At 64.2% G+C, this 21,462-nt stretch carries 21 protein-coding genes; 12 read left to right on the top strand and 9 right to left on the bottom strand.

The features are described 5' to 3' along the window. Positions 1-134: 134 nt before the first annotated feature. Positions 135-2,684, bottom strand: a complete 2,550-nt coding sequence (locus JT360_RS29915; RefSeq protein ID WP_214476506.1) for an ABC transporter permease — start codon at positions 2,682-2,684, stop codon at positions 135-137. After that, a complete protein-coding gene (locus JT360_RS29910; RefSeq protein WP_214476504.1) occupies positions 2,684-3,379 on the bottom strand; it encodes an ABC transporter ATP-binding protein in 696 nt (231 codons plus the stop codon). The genes JT360_RS29915 and JT360_RS29910 overlap by 1 nt, the downstream gene beginning before the upstream one ends. Before the next feature lie 87 nt (positions 3,380-3,466). On the opposite strand from JT360_RS29910, the gene JT360_RS29905 reads away from it, so the two are divergent. Next, a complete protein-coding gene (locus JT360_RS29905; RefSeq protein WP_214476502.1) occupies positions 3,467-4,111 on the top strand; it encodes an arylesterase in 645 nt (214 codons plus the stop codon). Positions 4,112-4,238: 127 nt separating this feature from the next. After that, positions 4,239-4,835, top strand: a complete 597-nt coding sequence (thpR, locus tag JT360_RS29900; RefSeq protein WP_214476501.1) for an RNA 2',3'-cyclic phosphodiesterase — start codon at positions 4,239-4,241, stop codon at positions 4,833-4,835. On the opposite strand, the gene JT360_RS29895 is transcribed toward thpR, so the two are convergent. Then, on the bottom strand, positions 4,739-5,257 hold the full coding sequence (locus JT360_RS29895) for a low molecular weight protein-tyrosine-phosphatase (RefSeq protein ID WP_214476499.1): 519 nt from the start codon (positions 5,255-5,257) through the stop codon (positions 4,739-4,741). The genes thpR and JT360_RS29895 overlap by 97 nt on opposite strands. 219 nt (positions 5,258-5,476) lie before the next feature. Between JT360_RS29895 and JT360_RS29890 the strand changes: the two genes are divergently transcribed. Continuing rightward, positions 5,477-5,770, top strand: a complete 294-nt coding sequence (locus tag JT360_RS29890) for a 4a-hydroxytetrahydrobiopterin dehydratase (RefSeq protein ID WP_214476497.1) — start codon at positions 5,477-5,479, stop codon at positions 5,768-5,770. Between the two features lie 528 nt (positions 5,771-6,298). Continuing rightward, positions 6,299-6,661: a YkvA family protein gene (locus JT360_RS29885; protein WP_214476495.1), complete on the top strand. Its 363-nt coding sequence runs from the start codon at positions 6,299-6,301 to the stop codon at positions 6,659-6,661. 43 nt (positions 6,662-6,704) lie between these two features. On the opposite strand, the gene JT360_RS29880 is transcribed toward JT360_RS29885, so the two are convergent. Beyond that, positions 6,705-7,307: a methyltransferase family protein gene (locus JT360_RS29880; RefSeq protein ID WP_250889167.1), complete on the bottom strand. Its 603-nt coding sequence runs from the start codon at positions 7,305-7,307 to the stop codon at positions 6,705-6,707. Between the two features lie 348 nt (positions 7,308-7,655). Between JT360_RS29880 and JT360_RS29875 the strand changes: the two genes are divergently transcribed. Further along, on the top strand, positions 7,656-8,159 hold the full coding sequence (locus JT360_RS29875) for an invasion associated locus B family protein (RefSeq protein ID WP_214476493.1): 504 nt from the start codon (positions 7,656-7,658) through the stop codon (positions 8,157-8,159). 56 nt (positions 8,160-8,215) lie between these two features. Here the strand turns inward: JT360_RS29875 and JT360_RS29870 are convergent, their stop codons facing one another. Both JT360_RS29870 and JT360_RS29865 read right to left on the bottom strand, forming a co-directional pair. After that, complete coding sequence (locus tag JT360_RS29870; RefSeq protein ID WP_214476491.1) at positions 8,216-9,571, bottom strand: chloride channel protein; 1,356 nt, start codon at positions 9,569-9,571, stop codon at positions 8,216-8,218. A 209-nt stretch (positions 9,572-9,780) separates the two neighbouring features. Further along, positions 9,781-10,080 carry a hypothetical protein gene (locus JT360_RS29865; RefSeq protein ID WP_214476490.1) on the bottom strand — a complete coding sequence of 100 codons (300 nt, stop codon included), beginning with the start codon at positions 10,078-10,080 and terminating at the stop codon, positions 9,781-9,783. 358 nt (positions 10,081-10,438) lie between these two features. Between JT360_RS29865 and rlmN the strand changes: the two genes are divergently transcribed. From rlmN to JT360_RS29850, 3 genes are read left to right on the top strand one after another with little or no spacing between them, the layout of a single operon-like run. Then, the gene (gene rlmN, locus JT360_RS29860; RefSeq protein WP_214476488.1) at positions 10,439-11,674 is read left to right on the top strand and encodes a dual-specificity RNA methyltransferase RlmN; all 1,236 of its coding nucleotides are present in this window, start codon (positions 10,439-10,441) and stop codon (positions 11,672-11,674) included. Beyond that, the gene (locus JT360_RS29855; RefSeq protein ID WP_214476486.1) at positions 11,671-12,120 is read left to right on the top strand and encodes a hypothetical protein; all 450 of its coding nucleotides are present in this window, start codon (positions 11,671-11,673) and stop codon (positions 12,118-12,120) included. The genes rlmN and JT360_RS29855 overlap by 4 nt, the downstream gene beginning before the upstream one ends. Next, positions 12,117-12,593, top strand: coding sequence for a hypothetical protein (locus JT360_RS29850; protein ID WP_214476483.1), 477 nt, complete (start codon positions 12,117-12,119; stop codon positions 12,591-12,593). The genes JT360_RS29855 and JT360_RS29850 overlap by 4 nt, the downstream gene beginning before the upstream one ends. A gap of 5 nt (positions 12,594-12,598) precedes the next feature. Here the strand turns inward: JT360_RS29850 and JT360_RS29845 are convergent, their stop codons facing one another. Both JT360_RS29845 and JT360_RS29840 read right to left on the bottom strand, forming a co-directional pair. After that, on the bottom strand, positions 12,599-13,240 hold the full coding sequence (locus tag JT360_RS29845) for a LysE family translocator (protein ID WP_214476481.1): 642 nt from the start codon (positions 13,238-13,240) through the stop codon (positions 12,599-12,601). 88 nt (positions 13,241-13,328) lie between these two features. Then, positions 13,329-15,380 carry a putative bifunctional diguanylate cyclase/phosphodiesterase gene (locus JT360_RS29840; RefSeq protein ID WP_214476479.1) on the bottom strand — a complete coding sequence of 684 codons (2,052 nt, stop codon included), beginning with the start codon at positions 15,378-15,380 and terminating at the stop codon, positions 13,329-13,331. Between the two features lie 371 nt (positions 15,381-15,751). Between JT360_RS29840 and JT360_RS29835 the strand changes: the two genes are divergently transcribed. Continuing rightward, positions 15,752-16,975, top strand: a complete 1,224-nt coding sequence (locus JT360_RS29835) for an argininosuccinate synthase (protein ID WP_214476477.1) — start codon at positions 15,752-15,754, stop codon at positions 16,973-16,975. A gap of 406 nt (positions 16,976-17,381) precedes the next feature. On the opposite strand, the gene JT360_RS29830 is transcribed toward JT360_RS29835, so the two are convergent. Next, the gene (locus JT360_RS29830; protein WP_214476475.1) at positions 17,382-18,179 is read right to left on the bottom strand and encodes a lytic murein transglycosylase; all 798 of its coding nucleotides are present in this window, start codon (positions 18,177-18,179) and stop codon (positions 17,382-17,384) included. Between the two features lie 254 nt (positions 18,180-18,433). Here JT360_RS29830 and JT360_RS29825 point away from each other — a divergent pair, with 254 nt between their 5' ends. The 3 genes from JT360_RS29825 (at position 18,434) to JT360_RS29815 (ending at position 21,305) form a co-directional block, all read left to right on the top strand. Continuing rightward, complete coding sequence (locus JT360_RS29825; protein WP_214476473.1) at positions 18,434-19,531, top strand: zinc-binding metallopeptidase family protein; 1,098 nt, start codon at positions 18,434-18,436, stop codon at positions 19,529-19,531. Between the two features lie 63 nt (positions 19,532-19,594). Further along, positions 19,595-20,197: a DUF1236 domain-containing protein gene (locus JT360_RS29820; RefSeq protein WP_214476471.1), complete on the top strand. Its 603-nt coding sequence runs from the start codon at positions 19,595-19,597 to the stop codon at positions 20,195-20,197. Between the two features lie 160 nt (positions 20,198-20,357). Further along, complete coding sequence (locus tag JT360_RS29815) at positions 20,358-21,305, top strand: CPBP family intramembrane glutamic endopeptidase (RefSeq protein WP_214476461.1); 948 nt, start codon at positions 20,358-20,360, stop codon at positions 21,303-21,305. The last annotated feature ends 157 nt before the right edge of the window (positions 21,306-21,462 follow it).

Genomic DNA, 21,462 nt, shown 5'->3' with positions numbered 1-21,462 from the left:
ATGGTTATTCGCGTCAAGAACAAGACCGTAACCGGATGTAACGGTTCGTGAGAGACCGAAATGCCGATTCCCCGGCTTTTGCGAACCGCATCCTTACCAAGATTTAATCCGAGATGCTTGCCCGGGACCAGGCATCACAGGTTGCGCAACACCGGCGCAGCCTTGTGGCCGAGCACCCGCCAGGTGCCGGCGAGACCTATGCCGACGGTGATGACGAGCGAAAACAGAATGGTCGCAACCGCCACCTCGGGCATGAAATGCGATGGCAATGTCATGATGCGCGCGACCACGAACCAGGCGGCGGCGCTGCCGGCGGCCAGCGCAAAGATCGCGGTGGCGAGCCCGATCAGCATGTATTCGAGCGAGAAGGCTGATATCAGCGTCGTCCGCGTCGCGCCCAACGTCTTCAGCACCACCGCATCATGGATGCGCGCCCGGTTGCCGGCGGCAAGCGCGCCGGCCAGCACCAGCACCGAGGCGATCAGCGCCACCCCGGCCGCGGCGCGGATCGCCGTGCCGAGCTGGCCGACCAGCCGGTTGACGATCTCGAGCGCGTCCTTGACGCGCACGGTCGTCACCGCCGGGAAGGCGCGGGTGACGGCATTGAGGATGCGCGCGTCGTCGGCCGTCGAGGCGTTCTTTTCGGTCAGGGTCGCCATCCAGCCATGCGGCGCGCCGGCAAATGTGTTGGGCGAGAACACCATGACGAAATTGATGCCCATCGTTTCCCACTCGACCTGGCGGAAACTGGCGATCCTGGCCGTCACATTGCGGCCGAGCACATTGACGGTGACGGTGTCGCCGAGCTTCAACCCGATTTCCTTGCCTTCCCTGGCCGAAAACGAGACCAGCGGTTCGCCGGAATAAGTTTCCGGCCACCAGCTGCCCTCGGTCAGCGTCGCGTTTTCCGGCTGCTTCGCGTCATAGGTCAGGCCGCGATCGCCTTTCAGCACCCAGGCGCCCTCCGCCGGCACCTTGACCTTGTCGACATCGATGCCGTTGAGCGCCATCACCCGCCCGCGCAGCATCGGCACCTTGGCCAGTGTCCCCGAAGGCGCTTGCCTGCCGATCAACGTGGAGAACGCATCGACATCGCTGCTCTGGATGTCGACGAAGAAGAAGTTCGGCGCCTGCTCCGCCAGGCCGCCGGAGATCTGCCGCCGCAGATTGCCGTCGATCAGCGCCAGCGTCACCAGCAGCGTCAGCCCGAGCCCAAGCGACAGCACCACCGATGGCGTCAAGGCGCCGGGCCGATGGATGTTGCCGATTGCAAGTCTGAGCGCCACAAAGCGCACACGCGGGCTCTTCCTCGCCGCCCATTGCACCAGCGCGCCGACGAGGCGCAGCACCAGGAAGGCGAAGATGGTGGCGCCGACGAAGATCGAGGCGATGCGCTGGTCGCCGGAAAACAGGATGGCGAGCGCCGCCAGCAGCAGCGCGATGCCGAGGGCCGAGGCGATATAGATCGGACGCGGAAAGCCGCGGCCTTCCAGGCCCATTTCCCGGAACAGCGCTGTCGCCGGCACGTCGCGGGCGCGGCCGAGCGGCAGCAGCGCGAAGGCAAGCGTCACCAGCAAACCGAACAGCGCCGCCATGGCGAGCGCGCCGGGATAGAAGCCGCCTTGCGCCGGCACCGGAATGACGGACTGAAGTGCCGCACTCGCCACGAACGGCATCAGCGCCCCGAGCAGGAGGCCGAGCACGATGCCAAGGGCGGCGATGATCAGGATCTGCACGAGATAGACGGTAAAGACGAAGCCGCCGGAAGCGCCCAGGCTCTTGAAGGTGGCGATGACGCCGCGCTTGCCGTCGAGATAGGCGCGCACCGCATTGGCCACGCCGACGCCGCCGACCACCAGCGCCGTCAGCCCTACCAGCGTCAGGAACTGCGAGAAGCGTTCGATGTTGGAGGACAGCGCGGGTGCGGCATTGCTTCGCGTGCGTATCGACCAGCCAGCCTCGGGAAAATCCCTGGCCGCCTCGTCCTGGATGGCCTTCAGCCGCGCCTCGTCGGCGTTGGCGGGCAGCCGGATCTTGTAGGCATTTTCGACCAGGCTGCCCGGCTGGACCAGGCCGGTGGCAGCAAGGCCCTCGGTCGAGATCATCAGCCTTGGCGCGAAGCCGAAACCGTCGGACACGGCATCGGGCTCGTTGACCAGCCTGGCGCGCAGTTCGAAGGTGGCGGTGCCGAGCTTCAGCCGATCGCCGAGCTTGAGATGCAGGCGTTCGAACAGCAGATCCGGTGCCGCCGCGCCGAAGACGCCGGATTGCTCGCCGAACAATTCCTGCTTTGTCAGCGCCGGCTCGGTTTCCAGCACGCCATAGAGCGGATAGGCCTCGTCGACCGCCTTGGCCTCGACCAGCGCCTGGTCCGAGCCGTCGGCCAGGCGCGCCATCGAGCGCATGCTGGCGGCGCGCGAAATGACGCCCAGCCCGTTGAGGAAGCCGCGCTCGGCCTGGCTGGCGTCACGCTGGTTGATCTGGAAGCGAAGGTCGCCGCCGAGCAGCGTCTGGCCCTGGCTGGCGACACCGGCACTGATCGAGCGGGCCACCGAATTGACGCCGCCGATCGCCGCGACACCAAGCGCGATACAGGCGAGGAAGATCAGGAAGCCGGACAGGCCGCCACGCATCTCGCGCAGCGAGAAGCGGACCGCAAGCTTCAGCGTCCGGGCCAGGGGCATCAGGCGATGACCTTGACCGGGTCCGGCGCCTCGATCCGGCCGGAGCGCATCGAGACCTGACGCGAGCAGCGCGCCGCGAGTGCCGGATCATGGGTGACCAGCACCAGCGTCATGCCGCGCTCGGCCGCCTTGGCGAACAGGAGATCGGCGACCTGCCGCCCCGTCGCCTGGTCGAGATTGCCTGTCGGCTCGTCGGCGATCAAAATGCGCGGCGACGGCGCCAGCGCCCGGGCGATGGCCACGCGCTGCTGTTCACCGCCGGAGAGTTCGCCGGGATAGTGGGTGACGCGGTCGGAGAGACCCACCGCCGCCAGCTCCCGTTCGGCCACCGAAAACGGATCGGCGTGGCCGGCCAGCTCCAGCGGCACCGCGACGTTTTCCAGCGCCGTCATATTGGGGATGAGGTGAAAGGACTGGAACACGATGCCAATGTTTCGGCCACGAAACGAAGCCACCTGATCCTCACTTTTGCCGTTGAGCAGCTCGCCGGCTATTCGTACCGTACCCGAATCGACCCCCTCCAGGCCGGCCAGCACCATCAGCAATGTCGACTTGCCGGACCCCGAAGGGCCGACTATGCCGGTCGCCTCGCCACGCGCCACCTCAAGGCTGACGCCCTTCAGCACGTGGACGGATGAAGCGCCTTCGCCGAGCGTCAGCGATACGTCTTTCAGCGCGATGACGGCTTCTGTCAAAATGAATGTATCCTATATGGAACTTTGGAGGCTCTGCTTCTCGCAAGCCCTCGCCGGAAGAATTTCTTGTCATATGGGGCCTGCCGCATGTCTTTCAAACGTCCGATCGCCGCAGGCCTGATCCTTTTCCTCGCCATTTGCGGCGCCATTTCGTCGTCGCGGGCCGAGCCCTTCAAGATCGTCGGCTTCGGTGACAGCCTGATGGCGGGCTTCGGCCTTGGACCCGATCAGGGGTTCACCGACAAGCTCCAGGCCGCACTTCGTGCCAAAGGCCATGACGTGACCGTCGCCGATGCCGGCGTCTCCGGCGACACCACCAGCGGCGGCCTGGCCCGGCTCGACTGGTCGGTGCCGGACGGCACGCAGTTGGTCATCCTCGAACTTGGCGCCAACGACATGCTGCGCGGCATCGCACCCGACATCACCAGGAAGAACCTCGACGAGATGCTGGGCAAGCTTAAACAGCGCAAGATCCCCGTCCTGGTCGCCGGCATGCGCGCCGCGCCCAATCTCGGCGCCGATTACCAGGCCGCCTTCGACGCCATCTTCCCGGACCTGGCGAAGAAATACGATGTCGCGCTCTATCCGTTCTTCCTCGAAGGCGTCGCCGGCCAGCCCGGCCTGCAGCTCGAGGATGGCTTGCATCCGAACGTCAGGGGCGTCGACCGGATGGTCGAGCGCATCCTGCCGACGGTCGAGAAGGCCATCGCGGCAGTGCCGAAAGCTTCGTGAGGGGACTGGAACAACTTCCGTTACGGAAACTTTAGTTAAGACCTGCGACCAACAAACCACTTGCTCCATTTGATTATCGATGATTCGCTACGGGTGACAGTTTCGATTCGAGGAAGGGAGGCTTTTCATGCCGCGTCTTTTCACCGCCCTCGAAATTCCGCGTGATGCTGCCCTTTCGCTGTCCCTGCTCAGGGGCGGCCTGCCCGGCGCCCGCTGGATCGATGTCGAAAACTACCATCTGACGCTGCGCTTCATCGGCGATGTCGAGGGCCATGTCGCCGACGAGATCGCCAACGCGCTCGACCGCGTGCAGCGGCCGTCCTTCTCGCTGACCCTGTCGGGTGTCGGTGCTTTCGGCCAGAAAAAGCCGCATGCGGTGTGGGCCGGCGCATCCGCCTCGCCCGATCTGGCAGCCCTTCAGGGCGAGATCGAGCGCATCTGCCAGCGGCTTGGCATCCCCGCCGATCCGCGCAAGTTCATGCCGCATGTGACGCTGGCGCGCCTGCGCAATTCGAGCCCGCTGGATGTCGCCCAATATCTGTCGGCGCGCGGCAATTTCTCGACGCTGCCCTTCCGCATCGGTCGCTTCGTCTTGATGTCGTCGCGCGATTCGGTCGGCGGCGGCCCTTACATCGTCGAGGAGGCCTGGTCGCTGTCGGGCACCGACGCCCGCGCGGCAAGCCGCGTCGCCAGCGCCTCCGACGCTTCACGGATCATGCGGTAGACCTCGGCGAAGGCCTCCTTCCCGTCATAGTAGGGATCCGGCACGTCGCGCGCCTTGCCCTGCGCGAACTCCAGGAACAGGTACACCCGGTCGCGCATCGCCGCGGGCGCCAGCGCTTTCAGATCGGCGACATTCGACCGGTCCATGCCGAGAATGAGGTCGAAGCGGGAAAAGTCCTCCCGCATGACCTTTCGCGCCCGCTGTGCGGAAATGTCGATGCCGTGATGCACGGCAATCGCCATCGAGCGCGGGTCGGGCGCCGAGCCGACCTCCCAGCCGCCTGTGGCTGCCGAATCGAGCAGCATATCGCGATCCCCACCACGCTCCGCCCAGACAGCGCCAAAGATGCCCTCGGCAAGCGGCGACCGGCAGATGTTGCCGAGGCAGACGAAAAGAATGGAATTTATGGGCTTCGCGTTCATCGATCCGACGCTATGGTGACGACTTCAGAGACTGTTTCGAAATTCGCTCTGGCGAGTCATATGGTGGTGGTTTCGAGAACCGGAGCGGAGCGGACATTTAGGTCCTGAGCACAGTTCTACTGCGACGCAGTAGAACGGGGAAGCGCAGAAAACGCCATCAGATGGCCGCCAGAGTAGAGTTTCCAAACAGTCTCAGTCGAAATAGCACGGGAAACCGACATGACGAGAGAGAAACTGGACAGGCAAGCCGCCGAAGCAGCGTTGACCGGCCTCGATGGCTGGGCGCTGGCACAGGATGGCGGCTCGATCAGCCGCACCTTCACCTTCAAGAATTTCTCCGAGGCCTTCGCCTTCATGACCCGCGTCGCGCTAGCCGCGGAGAAGATGGACCATCATCCCGACTGGTCGAACGTCTACAAAACGGTCGACGTGACCTTGAACACCCATGATGCCGGCGGCGTGACGGCACTCGACATCGAACTGGCCAAGAAGATGAACCGCTATTTCGGGTAGGTGGTGGAAGCGTGCCGACGCAACCTCGGGCTTCGTCATCCACGGGCGGAGCGGGAGCGAAGCGGACGCGCAGACCCGAGGATCCATGCCGCGACGTCTGTGGACGCCGCAGCGGAGCAGAATTCGGCACCGCTGCGTCGCTTTGTCGGGGCGTGGCTGTAGGTGCCGCACCCCGGCTTCGTCATCCACGGGCGGAGCGGGAGCGAAGCGGACGCACAGACTCGAGGATCCATGCCGCGACCTTCGTGGAGGCCGCAGCGGAGCAGAATTCGGCACCGCTGCGTCGCTTTTAGGTCGCGGCATGGATTCTAGGGTCTGCGCCGCGTCGCTTCGCTCCTTGCTTCGCCCTAGAATGACGAAGGGAGGGGCGACTGCCCGCAGAGCGTCCCCCCATTTGGTGCTGCAAAGCTCGATTTCGATTTCCAGCACCGGAAATGGCCGCGCATCTTGCAGTCGGGTTCACCTTTCACCACATTTTCATCCGCGAGCGGGCGCCAGGACGCGCATGTGCCTCGCGAGGAGAGGTTAATGGCGCGAGAATCCGGTTTTGATTTCTTCGGCTTTGGCGACAAGCTGGCCGGCGAGGGCGAAGTGCGCGAGAAATTCTGGCGCACGGCCAAGAAGGCCGCCCGGCAGATCCCGTTCATGGAAGACGTCGTCGCCGCCTACTACTGCGCCATGGACAAGAACACGCCGCTGCGCGCCAAGGGCATATTGGTGGCGGCACTGGGCTATTTCGTCCTGCCGGTGGACCTCATCCCCGACTTCATCTTCGGCCTTGGCTTCACCGACGACATCGCCGTGCTGACCGCCGCGATCACCGCCGTCAGTGCCCACATCACGCCGGCGCATCGCCAGGCCGCCAGGGACGCCATTGCCGACAAGGGCTGAACGAAGCGGCCGTGTAGAGAGGCAAGGGCTACCTCGAGGCGGATCAAACCCACCGCCGCACCCGCCCCTTGTAGGAACGATACGCATCGCCGAATTTACGCTCCAGATAGCGCTCCTCGCGTGCGACGACGCCGGTATTGATCACCCACAGCAGCGGGACGACCAGCCCGATGGCCCAAAAACTTCCCGCCGCGACGCCCAGGCCGAGATAGATGAGGGTCGTTCCCAGATAAAACGGATTCCTGGTTCGCCGGTAGATCCCGTCGACGACCAGCGCCGTCGTCGGCAGGGTCGGCGGAATGTTGGTGCCGGCGGCTTGGAAGCGCCCCGCCGCCATGAAGATGATGACGAAGCCGCACATCGCGAGCACGGCCCCGCCAATGTAGCGTGCGGAAGCCTGCCCGGCCATGAACGGGAGCGGGATGATCGCTTCGAGCACCGCTGCCGCCACCAGGAAGCCGAGAAAGATCAAGGGAGGCAGAGCGATGACCCCGGCCACGTCGGGCGTGCCGGCCTCCCCGCCACCCGATTGCCGCGTCGGCGCGGCACCGTCGGCCAACGTCCGCATGGCAACACGAATACCGAATATTATCGACAGCACGATCGCTCCGCCCGCCAGGATCAGGACTGTCTCGGAAATGGCCATGACCGAAGAAACCCCATGCGAGGTCATCGAGGCGCCAGAACGCCTGGAACGAAAGCGGCCATTCTACAGCGTGGAGGGAAATTCGTCACCCGTCCTGCAAGCCAGGACTGCTGCGGGACCTGGTTTGAAAAGTCAAACTCTTGCCGCTTTCGTGGCCTCCAAGTCGCCGAAGGGACGTCGCGCCGGCCGCTGACAAGGCGGCGGCGCGGGAATGGCGGCGGTTTCCTGGGGTGAGCGTCCTTTTCTCAAGGGAAATTCACCGTTTGGTAACCCAGATTAAATCAAAATGAAGCGACGGCAGGACGCCAGGCGGCCCGCCTCCGCACCATTTGGAATACGGGAAAGACGATGCGCGGATTGATAGCTATTGTTTCGGGTCTGGCCCTGGCGGCCTCGGCAGTGCCGGCGCTGGCGCAGCAGGCGACCAAGATCGGCCAGCACAATGCCTGGGGCACCTATAGCTACCAGGCATCGGGCGGCAAGGTCTGTTATGTGCTGACCGTGCCGACCGACAAGCAGCCGCCGACGCTCGACCATGGTGACATGTTCTTCTTCGTCAGCCAGCGGCCCGGCCAGCAGGTGTCCTACGAGCCGCAGTTCATTGCCGGCTACAATTTCCAGGAAGGTTCGAAGGCCACCGTCACCATCGACAAGAAGTCTTTCTCGATGTTCACGCGCGGCAAGTCGGCCTGGGTCGAGAACGCCGCCGAGGAGCCGGTTCTGATCGCCGCCATGAAGACCGGCACCGACATGAAGGTTTCGGCGAAGTCGGGGCGCGGCAACCCGACCTCCTATGTCTTCTCGCTGAAGGGCATTTCGGCGGCACTGTCCTCGATCGCCAAGTGCAAATAGGCGAACCTTGCTTTTGAAAACGAAGGGCCGGCCCGCGGAGCCGGCCCTTTTGCTTTTCAGGCCAGGCGTTGTTCCGGCGCTGCCTCCGCCCGCCGCCGCCGGATTGCCTCGGCGATGAAGACCCGCGACAGCGCGTGATAGAGCGGCTCGTGCGAGATCATGCGCGCCGTGCCATAACCCAGCATGGAGGCCAGCATCAGGGCGATGACATTGTCGTGATTGCCGGTCATCTCCAGGATGATGACGAAGGCCGTCATCGGCGCCTGCACAACGCCGGCGAAATAGCCGGCCATGCCGAGCAGCGCCGCGGCCCCTGTGCTGGCGCCGAAGACGAGGCCGAGCGAACTGCCGATGCCGGCGCCGACCGCCAGCGATGGGGCGAAGATGCCGCCGGGAATGCCCGACACCATCGACAGCAGCCCGGCCAGGAACTTTTCGGCAAAGAACAACCATGGCAAGGGCGTACCTTCGACGGCGCCCCGCGCCTGCACATAGCCGGTGCCGAAGGTCAGCCCGCCCGACACGATGCCGATCACCGCCACGCCGAGCCCGCAGATGGCGGCCACCAGCAGAGCGCGCTGCAAGGGCTGGTGCGCGTGCCAGCGCCGAATCCGCCGCGTTATCTTCAACGCCAGCAGCGAGAACAGCGCGCCGAAGCCGCCGCCGATGACGCCGCAGCCAAGCACCAGGGGCCAGTCGGTGGTAAACGCGATCGTCTCCTTCGAGACGCCGAAATAGGTATAGTTGCCAAGCAGGCCAAGCGAGGCGAGGCCGGCCAGGATCACGGCCGTCAGCACCAGCCCGTTGGTGCGTGCCTCATAGGTGCGGCCCATTTCCTCGATGGCGAAGACGATGCCGGCCAGCGGCGTGTTGAAGGCCGCCGCGATACCGGCGGCCGAACCGGCCAGGATCAGGCCGCGCGCCTGCGCCATGCCGCCCCAGCGCGCCGCCTGCAGCATCAGCGAGGCGCCGACCTGCACGGTCGGGCCCTCACGGCCGATCGAGGCGCCGCAGAACAGGCCGACGATGGTCAGCGCAATCTTGCCCGCCACCAGCCTGAGCGACAGGATATGGCCGCGGTCGTCATCGTCGCGCAGATGCCGCGCCGCGATCGCCTGCGGAATGCCGCTGCCTTGCGAGCCGGGAAAGAAGGCATGGGCGAGCCACGCGCACAGCACGAAACCCAGCGGCGTGACGATGAGCGGCAGATAGAAACGCCAACCGCCCCCATCGCCCGTCATCAGGTGGAACAGGCCTTGGGCCTTGTCGGCCAGCACCGCGAACAGCACACTGATCACACCGATGCCGACGGCGCCGGCCCAGAACACCAGGCGCGGCAGCCAGACGCGCCGGGAACCCCACATCGCGCGCGAACGCCGCAGCATGGGGTATTTTCGCGATATGCCGGCCATGTCGGTCCTCTCGACGGAACCTCAGCCCTAACACAGGCATGACGTCGATCAAGCCTGTCGGATCAAGGCGCTGCCTCGAGGAAACGGGTAACTCGCCGGCTGAGGTTGTTCCTGCAGAGGGCACGAGCCCATGCAGCGATTGGCAGGGCTACGCGTGAAGATATTCCCGCCGGCTCCTGCGCCGGCGGGAGCAGTCGCGGGCTCAGATCTCACATGGCCATTTTTTCGCATTCCGCCTGGGCTTTCTTGGTCGATGTGTCGCTCATGTACGCCTTGCCCTTGGCGTCGGTCATCAGCATCATGCAGTGCTTGATCGGCTTCGCCATCTTCATCATCTCGGCACCCATCTTCGCGTCCGGTGTCATGGTGCCCATGTGTCCGTCCGGCATGATCGCCGTCACCTGACCGCCCTTCATCATAGTCATCGTGCCCATCGCGTCTTCAGCAAATGCCTGCGAGGCGGAAAGGCCGACGAGTCCGGCAAGGAGGGCGATCTTGATCGAGTTCATTTTGCATACTCCCGTTCTGCAAGGGCATGATTGCCCGCTTTGGATTTCGGGGCCGAGACGGGAATCGTTACGGCAACACGGTTATGTGATCGGTTCCTGTGCGGAGGAATGAAGGGGCTTGAGGCTGGCAGTCAGTCGCAGCGGGCCGTTGTCATGGGTCAAACTGATTGGCCGAGATGAACTCGCATCAAGGGCAGAGATGGTCCGCCGACCAACAACAAGGCGATCGAAACACTGTCGGCGCCCAGGGCTTATGGTCCATCCGGCATGACTCCGCGCTCAACCTGTGCTATGCGCCGCGCTTCATATCAGGCACGATGCGTGAAATCGGCCGCAAACCGCTTATATCTGTGCAACCATGACCCTTTCATTCGACCTTACCGCCGAAGGCGCCCGTGACGCGTTGCGCGCCCGCGCCGTGCCGGCCGAAAAACCGTCGCTGATCGGCCTGACGCGCGCCGAACTCGGCGAGGCGCTCGTCGCGTCCGGCATCGTGCCGGAGCGCCAGGCAAAGATGCGCGCCCAGCAGCTTTGGCACTGGATGTATGTGCGCGGCGTTTCCGACTTCGCCGGCATGTTCAATATCTCCAAGGATCTGCGCGCCGAACTGTACAAGCATTTCACGGTTGCAAGGCCCGAAATCGTCGAGGAGCAGATCTCCGCGGACGGTACCCGCAAGTGGCTGTTCCGCTTTCCGCCGCGCGGCGCCGGCCGGCCGGTCGAGATCGAGACCGTCTATATTCCCGAAGAAGGCCGCGGCACGCTCTGCATCTCCTCGCAGGTCGGCTGCACGCTGACCTGCTCGTTCTGCCACACCGGCACGCAGAAGCTGGTGCGCAACCTCACCGCTGAGGAAATCCTCGCCCAACTGCTCACCGCGCGCGACCGGCTGGGCGACTTCCCCGACCGTGACACGCCTGACGGCGCCATCGTGCCGGCCGAGGGCAGAAAAGTGTCCAACATCGTCATGATGGGCATGGGCGAGCCGCTCTACAATTTCGAGGCGGTGAAGAAGGCGCTGCTGATCGCTTCCGACGGCGACGGGCTGTCGCTGTCGAAGCGCCGCATCACGCTGTCGACCTCCGGCGTCGTGCCGGAAATCTTCCGCACCGGCGAGGAGATCGGCGTCATGCTGGCGATCTCGCTGCACGCCACCAATGACGACCTGCGCGATCTGCTGGTGCCGATCAACAAGAAGTACCCGCTGAAGGAACTGATCGCCGCCTGCCGCGCCTATCCCGGCCTGTCGAACGCCAAGCGCATCACCTTCGAATATGTGATGCTGAAGGACGTCAACGATTCCATCGAGGACGCCAAGGGCCTGATCAAGCTGCTCAAGGGCATTCCGGCCAAGATCAACCTGATCCCGTTCAACCCATGGCCCGGCACCAACTACCAGTGCTCGGACTGGGAGACGATCGAGAAGTTCGCCGACTACATCAACAATGCCGGCTATGCCTCGCCGATCCGCACGCCGCGCGGCCGCGACATCCTCGCCGCCTGCGGCCAGCTGAAGTCGGAATCGGAGCGCATGCGCAAGGTCGACCGGCTGGCGCTGGAAGCGATGATGATCGCGGGGCACGGCGAGGCGTGAGCCGTCTCGTCGCCGGGCTCAAGCGCATCGCCATCATAGCAGTCGGTTATGTCGCCGCCGTGCTGACCTCGATCCTGGTGCCTGTGCTGCTGATCACTCTTATGGAAGGGATCGAATACGGCAACTGGTCCATGGTCTTCGCCTTCGACTGGCTGGGTTCTTTCCCGCTCGCCGTGTTGACCGTGGCGATCTGCGCGCTGCTGATCGTCGGCCCGGCGATCTTTGTCGCCGAACGGCTGTCGCTTCGCGGGTGGTTCTACTTTGCCGTCACAGGCGCGATCACGTCGATCGCATTTGGTGTTTTCATCCCGGGCTCGGCCGGGGGGTTCGTTTTCAATCCGGGCTTTCTCGGGTTTCTGGCCACGGCCGGCACGGCCGCGGGTTCGGTCTACTGGCTTCTGGCTGGGTGCAAGTCTGGTCAGCGAATACAGCGAGATCCGCGATGACCCGTCTCGTCACCTATCTCGTCCGCCTTGCCACCATCCTGTTCGGCTATGCCGTCGCCTCGCTGGCGGCGAGCGCCTTCCTCAACGTCCTGTTCCTGGCCTCGCTCGGCTACTCACCCGCGCATGCACAGCCGGCGACGACGGCTTCGCTGTATTTCTCGATCCCCTTCGTCGCCCTGTTCGTCGCCTATTTCGCCTTCATGCCTTCGGTGATCGTCATCCTGGCTGCCGAAATCCTCGGCCGGCGCGACTGGCTCTACTATGCGCTGGCCGGCGCGGTGGTGGCGGGTGTCTTCCTCGGCCTCGTCGATCACGCCCGCGATTCCACCTTCGCGGTCACCGACACCAGCGCCATCCTGGCGGTGATCGGCGGCGGCATGGTCGGCGGCATCTTCTATTGGCTGAGCGCCGGGCGCTGGGCCGGAAGCTGGTGGCAGGGCGAGGCCAGCCCGCGGTCCCGAACCGAGGGATAGCGGCCCTATTTCGCCTGCGCTGTCAGTATTTTGAGCGCGAAGGCCGAGAACACGCCGGCGAAGAGATAATCGACCACCCGCGTGACGCGCGGGCTGGCCTTCATCGCCGCGGAGAATTTCTCCGCCGCCAGCACCATCGGCGCCGTCACCGGGATCGACAGCACGATGAACATCAGCCCAAGGAAAAACAGTTTTCCCGGCGCGTTCGGGTCGTGCGCGGAGACGAACTGCGGCAGGAAGGTCATGAAGAACAGGATGATCTTCGGATTGAGCAGGTTGACGCCGAGCCCCGCCGCCCAGCAGCGCAGCAGCGAGATTTGCGGTCCTGTCTTCTTCTCCGGCGAAAAAGCCGAGCCCTTGGCGATCGCCTGCCAGGCCAGGAAGACGAGATAGCCGGCGCCAAAGACCTTGAGGGCGAAGAAAGCCATCGGCGAGGCGACGATCAGCGCCGAGACGCCGACCACCACCAGCGTGGTGTGGATCAGCGTGCCGCACAGCGCGCCGGCCATCGAGGCAAAGCCGGTGGCGCGCCCCTGGCTCAGCGTGCGCGAAACGAACAAGGTCATGTCGGGACCGGGCGTGATCGCCAGGATCACGGTGGCGATGGCGAACTGGATCAGTGTGGCGGCATCGGGAATGAAAGACATGGAAGGCCCCGGGGAAGACCCGGAGCCTATACAAGATGCGTCGCGCCGGCGCCAGATGCGAGGCTGGCGTATCCTCCGGCAGCAGGGGTTAAGCCGCCGACTGGTCGATCTCGGCCAGGGCGACGGCCGCCGCCATTCCGGTCAGCAGGATCTGATCGATCGGCTTGGGGCGGCCAAGGAAATAACCTTGCGCCTCGTTGCAGCCCTCGATTTGCAGGATGGTGAGCTGGACATGGGTCTCGACGCCTTCGGCGAGCACAGGAATATCGAGGCTGCGCCCCAGCGTCAGCACGGCGCGGATGATCGCCTTGGCCTGCGGGCTGCGCTCGACATCGGCCATGAAAGAGCGGTCGAGCTTGATCTTGTCGAACGGGAACGAGCGCAGCGTGTCGAGTGAGGAATAGCCGGTACCGAAATCGTCGATGGCGATCGTCACGCCCAGCGCCTTGATCTGACGCAGCACGTGCAAGGTGCGCACCTTGTCGGCGACGATCGTTGATTCGGTCAGCTCGAGTTCGAGGCGCCTCGGCGACAGGCCGGTCTCGACCAGGATCTGGTGGACGAGCTTGGCGAGATCGGCATGGGCGAACTGCACCGGCGACAGATTGACCGCGATCTTGTGGCCATTATCCCACGAGGCTGCCTGCCGGCATGCGGTGCGCAGCACCCACTCGCCGATTGCCAGGATCGAGCCGTTCTCCTCGGCGATCGGAATGAATTCGGCGGGCGGGACCATGCCGTGCACGGGATGGGTCCAGCGCAGCAACGCCTCGTAGCCGCAAGTGGCGCCGGTCTGAACCGAGGTCTGCACCTGATAGTGCAGCGAAAGCTCGCCGCGCTCGATCGCCTGGCGAAGGTCGGTGGCCAGCGCGCGGCGCGCCCGCGCCGTCTCGTCCATGGCCGATTCGTAGAAGCAGACGGCCCGCGTCACGTCGTTCTTGGCCCGGTACATGGCCAGGTCCGCATTGCTGACCAGCCTCTCCCGGTCGGCCCCGTCACGCGGATGGACGGCGACGCCGATGCTGGCACCGGTGACGATCTCGAAATCATCGATCCGCAAGGGCTGGAACAAGGATTTTTCCAGCCGCGACACCAGGCCGAGCAGCTCGTTCTGGTCCTTGAAGCGCTTGATGGCGGCAAATTCGTCGCCGCCGAGCCGGGCGACGAACTCGCCGTCTCCGGCCAGCTTCGCCAGCCGGCGGGCAATGATCTTGAGCGCCTGGTCGCCGGCCGCGTGTCCCCTGAGGTCGTTGATTTCCTTGAAACGGTCGAGATCGATGACGATGACGGCGGTCATCGTCTCCTCATCCTCCCGCTCGATCTCATGGTCGAGGCGGTCGTTGAAGGAGACCCGGTTGGCAAGACCGGTGAGCGCGTCGTTGAGGGCAAGATGCTGCAGCCGCTCGAAGCTCTCCAGCCGGCCGCGTTCGTCGATCAGATAGCTGGCGAAGCCGGTGGCCGCGACGATCAGGCCGACCACGGCGACAGCAACGGCCATGGCTTCGAGAATGTCGGGATTGGTGCCGGTGGTGATGAAGGAGAGCGGCGTCACTGCCACCGCCGCCATCGCCGTGAAATGCAGGCCGACGATCGCCAGCACCAGCAGCCCGATGCCGAGATAGTGAGACCAGCGGTACGGCCGGCGCATCGCCTGGCCGATCGCCAAGGCGGAGAATGCCACGGCGATCAGCAGCGACGCGACGACATAACGAGCGTCCCACTCGACGATGCCGGCCACGTGATAGGCCATCATGCCGGTATAATGCATGGCCGAGATCGCCAGTCCGACGAGGCACCCTCCCCATTCCGGCGCCAGACCGCGGCTTTTGTCCAGGGCAAGGCCGAAGCCCGCCCCGGTTCCGGCGATGGCGAGGACCAGGGATATCATGGTGAGCGCCGGATCGAAGGTGATCGGCGCGCCGGGCTGATAGGCCAGCATGGCGATGAAATGCGTGCACCAGATCGAGGAACCGGCCGCGACCGCGGTCAGGAACAGCCATCCCCGCATCTGCACGCCAACGGTTTTGCGGACGCGGTCCAGCAGGCCGATGGTCACCCAGCAGCCGGTGACGCACATCAGCGCCGCCAGCAGGACAAGCCACAGATTATGCTCCGTGACGATGCATGATATAACGCGCATCAGGAATGACCCAAGCCCGAGGGTGCCCGTGACGAACGGGCAAAAGCCGCTTCGGCCGGTCGCGGCCAATGCAACTCTGTCTCGCTGGTTTAGCGGAAGGACATGAAAACTTGCTTAAATCCTCGGCATAAATGCAGCCCATGATTGTAGCCGGTTGTTTCCCCAGAACATGATCCCGAAAAACATGCCTCGGGCCTGACCCGGGGTGGGAACCGGTTTTCGACAGAACGTCTTCCAGCGCGCCGCCTTGCCGTGCGCTGGATCAGCGATCTGGTGCCGCGCGTGCTTGCTCGCTTTGCCGTTCCTGCTAAAAGGCGCTCCGACAATCCGTGACGCCCTTGTTTCAAGCGTCCGCCATCGACGGAGCAGAAATGTCCAAGACCAAAGACGTCAAGAAGGTCGTGCTCGCCTATTCCGGCGGCCTCGACACCTCCATCATCCTGAAATGGCTGCAGACCGAACTCGGGGCTGAAGTCGTCACCTTCACCGCCGATCTCGGCCAGGGCGGCGAGCTCGAGCCGGCGCGCCAGAAGGCCGAGATGATGGGCATCAAGGACATCCGCATCGTCGACGTGCGCGAGGAATTCGTCTCCGACTTCGTCTTCCCGATGTTCCGCGCCAATGCAGTCTATGAGGGCACCTACCTGCTCGGCACGTCGATCGCGCGACCGCTGATCTCCAAGCATCTGGTCGAGATCGCCAGGGAGACGGGCGCCGATGCGATCGCGCATGGCGCCACCGGCAAGGGCAACGACCAGGTGCGTTTCGAGCTTTCGGCCTATGCGTTGAACCCCGACATCAAGATCATCGCGCCGTGGCGCGACTGGTCGTTCAAGTCGCGCACCGATCTGATCAACTTCGCCGAGCAGCACCAGATCCCGGTGCCGAAGGACAAGAAAGGCGACGCGCCGTTCTCGGTCGATGCCAATCTTCTGCATTCGTCTTCCGAGGGCAAGGTTCTGGAAGACCCATGGGGCGAGCCGCCGGAATTCGTCCACCAGCGCACGGTTTCGCCGATGGACGCGCCGGACGCGGTCACCGAGATCGAAATCGAGTTCCTGAAGGGCGACCCGATCGCGCTCAACGGCAAGAAACTGTCGCCGGCGACGATGCTTGCGGCACTCAACGATCTTGGCCGCGACAATGGCATCGGCCGGCTCGATCTCGTCGAGAACCGCTTCGTCGGCATGAAATCGCGCGGCGTCTACGAAACGCCCGGCGGCACCATCCTGATTTCAGCGCACCGCGCCATCGAATCGATCACGCTCGACCGCGGTGCCGGGCATCTCAAGGACGAGTTCATGCCGCGCTACGCGGAATTGATCTACAATGGCTTCTGGTTCTCGCCCGAGCGCCTGATGCTGCAGGCGATGATCGACAAGAGCCAGGAAGACGTCGAGGGTACGGTGCGGCTGAAGCTCTACAAGGGCAATGTCATGGTCACCGGCCGCAAGTCGAAGAAGACGCTCTACTCGGACGCGCTGGTCACCTTCGAGGACGACCGCGGCGCCTACGACCAGAAAGACGCCGCCGGCTTCATCCGCCTCAACGCGCTCAGGCTGCGCACACTGGCGGCACGTAATCGTAATAAATAAGTTGGATGCGCAGCCCTACGCGCTCGATGTGAAATAGGAAATCCGGACGCCGGGTTCGATTGAGCCAAGTGAGTTGACCGGGGCGTTGGCTAACCGCAGCTTGGTGATTAGCAGGAAACGCTCATCGGTTCGTCATCCTGGGGCGCAGCAAGGAGCGAAGCGACGCAGCGCAGACCCCAGGATCCATGCCGGGATTCCCGAGCGCTGCTGCGGTGCAGAATCCGCTCCGCCTCACCCTACGGCTGACGTCATGGAATGGATCCCAGGGTCTCCGCGACGGAGCTTCGCTCCTGCTTCGCCCAGGGATGACGACGTTGAGGAGGCTTCAGCCAATCCCGAATGTCCGTGACGGTTCCATCGACAAGAAAGCCCGGCGCGTGGCCGGGCTCTTGTCAAACGGAAATCATCAATCCGCGTCGATCTCCGTGGCGATGCGGACGATGGCCTGCTGGTAGACGCTCGCGTCATTCCAGCCGGCAATAGCGCCTATGTTGGACTGAGCGCTCGCACCGGCCCGCCAGCCATGCGCCTTGAGGAAGTTGGCGGTGGACGCCAACGCAGTGGCCTTGTCGCGCAGGTTTCCGCCGCCCACGCCATACTTCAGGACATTTCCGGGCAGGAACTGCGTATGGCCAATCTCGCCATGCGCGGCGCCGACCGACGAAGCGCTCAAAGCGCCGCGATCAACCAGCTTCAGGGCTGCAATGGCATGCGGGTGAAAGAACTCCGGGCGGCGGCAATCATAGGCAAGCGTCAAAATGGCCGAGACCGTATTCTGGTTGCCCATGGATGAACCGAAGCCGGTCTCCATGCCCCAGATGGCCAGCAACACACCCGGCGACACGCCGTAGTTCCGTTCGATCTGGTCGAACAGCGCCGCGTTCGACTTCTTCAGCACACGGCCCTTGGAAATGATCGCGGACCCGCCACGGCGCTTCATGAAGGCGTCAACCGAGCCGCTGAAAGCCTTGTGAATGCCGCGGTCGACCGAGATCGTCCTTGTCGCGTAGGTGGCGCCGGCCAGAGCGGACAGACCCCTGGCGCCTACACCCTCGGCCTTGGCCTCAGCGGCGAACTCCGGCTTCCAGGCATCGAAGCCGGCACCGGTCTTGCCGCAGCTGGCCCCAGCCTGCGCGCCCGTCGCCAGCCCAAGCACCGCCACCACCGTGGCCGCAAAAATCCTACCCTTGGCAAGAAATGCCATGTTGTTCTTCTCCTGGTTGCCTGATTCACGTCCCATCTGCGAATTTGCCAGCGAAACGCGCACTTGTCACCGTCTGTGCCACAATGCTGGCGAATGCCGGGGAATTTGCCTACGATCAAGTGATTATTATGGCGAACGCGGCCGAGACTTGGCTGATCCATCTGCCGTGTTGCGGATTGGCGTCACCGCACGGAACGACGTTTGAAGGCCCGCGTTTTCGAAGCGACACTCCTCCCCGCAACGCCGAGACCGACATGAAACTCTTCGATTGCCCGCATTGCGGCCACCGTCTCTACTTCGAGAACGCGCAGTGCCTGAACTGCAACAGCCTCGTCCTCTACGATCCCGAGCATGCCCGCTTTGCCTTGTCGGGCGCGGACGGCACCTTCCATTGCACCAACGCCGATGAGTGCGCCTGCAACTGGATGGCGGAACCCGGACAGGGTTTTTGCCGCGCCTGCGTGCTGAACCAGTTGATTCCTGATCTCTCGGTCGACGGCAACCGCCGCCGCTGGATCCGGGTCGAGGCGGCAAAGAAGCGCGCCATCTATTCGCTGCTCGCCTTCGGCCTGCCGGTGGCGCCCAAGAAGAGCGCCACGGACGAGGTGGGCCTCGCCTTCGACTTCCTCGCCGATCCGATCGGCGGCGGCCCTGGCGGCGAACGCATCCTGACCGGCCATGACAATGGCCTGATCACGCTCAATGTCGCCGAGGCCGATTCAGCCGAACGCGAGAAGCGTCGGGTCGAGATGGGTGAAAACTATCGAACCCTGCTCGGTCACTTCCGCCATGAACTCGGCCATTATTACTGGGACCGCCTGATCCGCGACGATCCGCAAAGGCTTGACGCTTTCCGCGCCTTGTTCGGCGACGATCGCACCGATTACGAACGGGCGCTGAAGGCTTACTACGCCAACGGCGCACCTCCCGACTGGCAGCTAAGCCACATCTCGGCCTACGCCACCTCGCATCCCTGGGAGGACTGGGCCGAGACCTGGGCCCACCATCTGCACATCACCGACACCCTGGAGATGGTCCATGCGCTGAACTTTCCGCTTGGCCGGCTGGAGACGGTCGAAGCCAACGAGTTGCCGAAGGGCGACACCGGCGGCAGGCTGCAGGCGGCGCCCTCGGAGCCTGCGAACATACCGGAGCCCTTCGACAAGGTCCTTGCCCGCTGGCTGGTGCTGTCGGAGGCTTCCAATTCGATCAACCGTTGCATGGGCCTGCCCGATCTCTACCCCTTCGTCATTTCGGACGTGACAGCGCGAAAGCTGACCTTCGTTCACGACCTTCTGACCGGCTTGCCGCAAGACGCGAGAACAAATCGTGAGTTGGCGCCGGCGTTTTAACCGGAACGCATGCGCCATTGTCCCGTTTTCACCGCCGAGGGACCATGAAAACGGAGACAAACCATGAAATCCGTATTGTTTCCCGCAGTCGCCGGGATGTTGACCGTGATGTCGGGTGCCGCGTTCGCCGATACCGCCGTGTCGGCAATCACCGATCTCAACGTACGTGCCGGCCCTGGCCCGCAATATCCAGTCATCGGCGTGCTCGCCGCCGGCCAGTCAGCAACGCTCAACGGCTGCATCGAGAACAGCAAATGGTGCACGATTGCCGAAGGCGGCGGCCAGGGCTGGGTCTATTCCGACTATGTGACGGCTGATTTCGGCGGCAGCCGGGTGGTGCTGACGCAGCGCCCGCACGGCTCCAGCGTCGCGATCGTCTCGCCACCGGAAGACATCGGCAACTACTCGACCGAGTATACCGGAGCGATTGTCGCCGGCGAGCCGGTGGATGCCATCCCGCTGCCGCCGGCCGAAGTCAGGACCTATGTCCGTACACACCGTCTCGACCCCGTCTATCTGGAAGGCGAGGTGGTCACCGGCGCAACCCTGCCCGACACCGTCGAGCTGCGCGAAGTTCCAGACTATAACTATCGCTATGTCTATGTGAACGGTCAGCCGACGCTGGTCGATCCGGACACGCGGCGCATCATGTACGTGGTGCGTTGATACGGAGCAGCGGTCGCCGAAGCGGCCGCTACCGACATTGGATCGCCGATCCCGCGGTATCCGAACAGGGCTGGGTGCCGCTTGCGCATGAATTCCCAATTCCGATTCCCGAATCCATCAGCTAGACCAACAGCCGATGGTTTCGGGCAAGGGACCGAGCGTGACGATCGACGACACCGCCTTCGAGCGCTACCGGAACACGCCGAACGCCAGGACGACGTTGCCGCGTCTGTTGTTGGGAGCGCTGGTCGTCGTCGTGCTCTGGGGCGCCACCACTGCGGCCGTGCTGTTGGCCGGCACCCATGTTTACTTCGCCTGGCAGGCAGCGGCGGCTTCGGCATCCGGCATGGAGGGTTTTCTCGCCTCGCCGATCGGCATCCTCAGCGCGCTCGCCTCTTTCGCCGGCATCTGGATCGGCCTGTGGGTCGCCATGCGCTGGGTCCATGGCGAGCCGCTGTCGGCACTCCTCGGCGCCAGCCGCCGCGTATCCCGATCGGATTTCCTCAAAGGGCTGGTCGCGGTGCTGATCACCTCGCTCGTATCCGAGATCCTGCTCTATCTTCTGGCGCCGGGGATCGCACGGGGCACGATCAGCCTGTCGTCCTGGCTGCTGTTCGCGATCCCGATCGCAGCGCTCACCTTGCTGCAAACCTCGTCGGAAGAGGTGCTGTTTCGCGGCTATCTGCTGCGCGGTCTGGCCAACCGGTTCAGGAGCCCGTTCATCTGGGCGCTGCTGCCCGGGCTGCTATTCACCTCGCTGCACTGGAGCGCGAGTTCCTCGGCCGCCATCAACGCCTGCGTGCTGGTCTCGATCGCCGCTTTCGCGCTGCTGCTGACACTGCTGGTCTACGCAACTGGCAATCTCGGTGCCGCGCTCGGCGCTCACTTTGGCAACAATCTGACCGGCTTCCTGATCATCTCGCACCAGGAGAGCTACAATTCCTTCGCCCTGCTCAACGCCAGGCCGCTCGAAGGGCCAGGCTGGACGACGTCGGACGCAATTCTCATCGCCCTCATCGGCATCGCCTGCAGCCTGCTGACGATTGTGCTGCTGTTGCATCCCCGCTCGCCGCTCAAGGTCGCGTCGGAAGGGTCTCATGCCGGCTGATGGGGCTGCGCTGTGACGGGAACCTCAATTGTCAATGCCGGCGCTGCCCCTCATCCGCCTGCCGGCATCCTCTCCCCGTGAACCGGGCGAGGGGCGCTGTCGGCACTGCTTTCGCCGATCGCCAGCGTTGCAGAAAGGGCGCCTAAGTTGCGACAGC

The organism is Mesorhizobium sp. dw_380 (assembly GCF_018588885.1).
Lineage (GTDB): Bacteria > Pseudomonadota > Alphaproteobacteria > Rhizobiales > Rhizobiaceae > Mesorhizobium.
This window is presented reverse-complemented; position numbering and strand designations above follow the sequence as displayed.

Bases quoted from the DNA above. Each gene is read 5' to 3' on its own strand.
- JT360_RS29890 (WP_214476497.1), top strand. From the start codon at position 5,477: ATGACGAGAGAGAAACTGGACAGGCAAGCCGCCGAAGCAGCGTTGACC.
- JT360_RS29880 (WP_250889167.1), bottom strand. From the start codon at position 7,307: ATGGCCATTTCCGAGACAGTCCTGATCCTGGCGGGCGGAGCGATCGTG.
- JT360_RS29825 (WP_214476473.1), top strand. From the start codon at position 18,434: ATGAAACTCTTCGATTGCCCGCATTGCGGCCACCGTCTCTACTTCGAG.
- JT360_RS29905 (WP_214476502.1), top strand. From the start codon at position 3,467: ATGTCTTTCAAACGTCCGATCGCCGCAGGCCTGATCCTTTTCCTCGCC.
- JT360_RS29830 (WP_214476475.1), bottom strand. From the start codon at position 18,179: ATGGCATTTCTTGCCAAGGGTAGGATTTTTGCGGCCACGGTGGTGGCG.
- JT360_RS29885 (WP_214476495.1), top strand. From the start codon at position 6,299: ATGGCGCGAGAATCCGGTTTTGATTTCTTCGGCTTTGGCGACAAGCTG.
- thpR (WP_214476501.1), top strand. From the start codon at position 4,239: ATGCCGCGTCTTTTCACCGCCCTCGAAATTCCGCGTGATGCTGCCCTT.
- JT360_RS29870 (WP_214476491.1), bottom strand. From the start codon at position 9,571: ATGGCCGGCATATCGCGAAAATACCCCATGCTGCGGCGTTCGCGCGCG.
- rlmN (WP_214476488.1), top strand. From the start codon at position 10,439: ATGACCCTTTCATTCGACCTTACCGCCGAAGGCGCCCGTGACGCGTTG.
- JT360_RS29820 (WP_214476471.1), top strand. From the start codon at position 19,595: ATGAAATCCGTATTGTTTCCCGCAGTCGCCGGGATGTTGACCGTGATG.
- JT360_RS29895 (WP_214476499.1), bottom strand. From the start codon at position 5,257: ATGAACGCGAAGCCCATAAATTCCATTCTTTTCGTCTGCCTCGGCAAC.
- JT360_RS29915 (WP_214476506.1), bottom strand. From the start codon at position 2,684: ATGCCCCTGGCCCGGACGCTGAAGCTTGCGGTCCGCTTCTCGCTGCGC.
- JT360_RS29850 (WP_214476483.1), top strand. From the start codon at position 12,117: ATGACCCGTCTCGTCACCTATCTCGTCCGCCTTGCCACCATCCTGTTC.
- JT360_RS29845 (WP_214476481.1), bottom strand. From the start codon at position 13,240: ATGTCTTTCATTCCCGATGCCGCCACACTGATCCAGTTCGCCATCGCC.
- JT360_RS29840 (WP_214476479.1), bottom strand. From the start codon at position 15,380: ATGCGCGTTATATCATGCATCGTCACGGAGCATAATCTGTGGCTTGTC.
- JT360_RS29875 (WP_214476493.1), top strand. From the start codon at position 7,656: ATGCGCGGATTGATAGCTATTGTTTCGGGTCTGGCCCTGGCGGCCTCG.
- JT360_RS29865 (WP_214476490.1), bottom strand. From the start codon at position 10,080: ATGAACTCGATCAAGATCGCCCTCCTTGCCGGACTCGTCGGCCTTTCC.
- JT360_RS29835 (WP_214476477.1), top strand. From the start codon at position 15,752: ATGTCCAAGACCAAAGACGTCAAGAAGGTCGTGCTCGCCTATTCCGGC.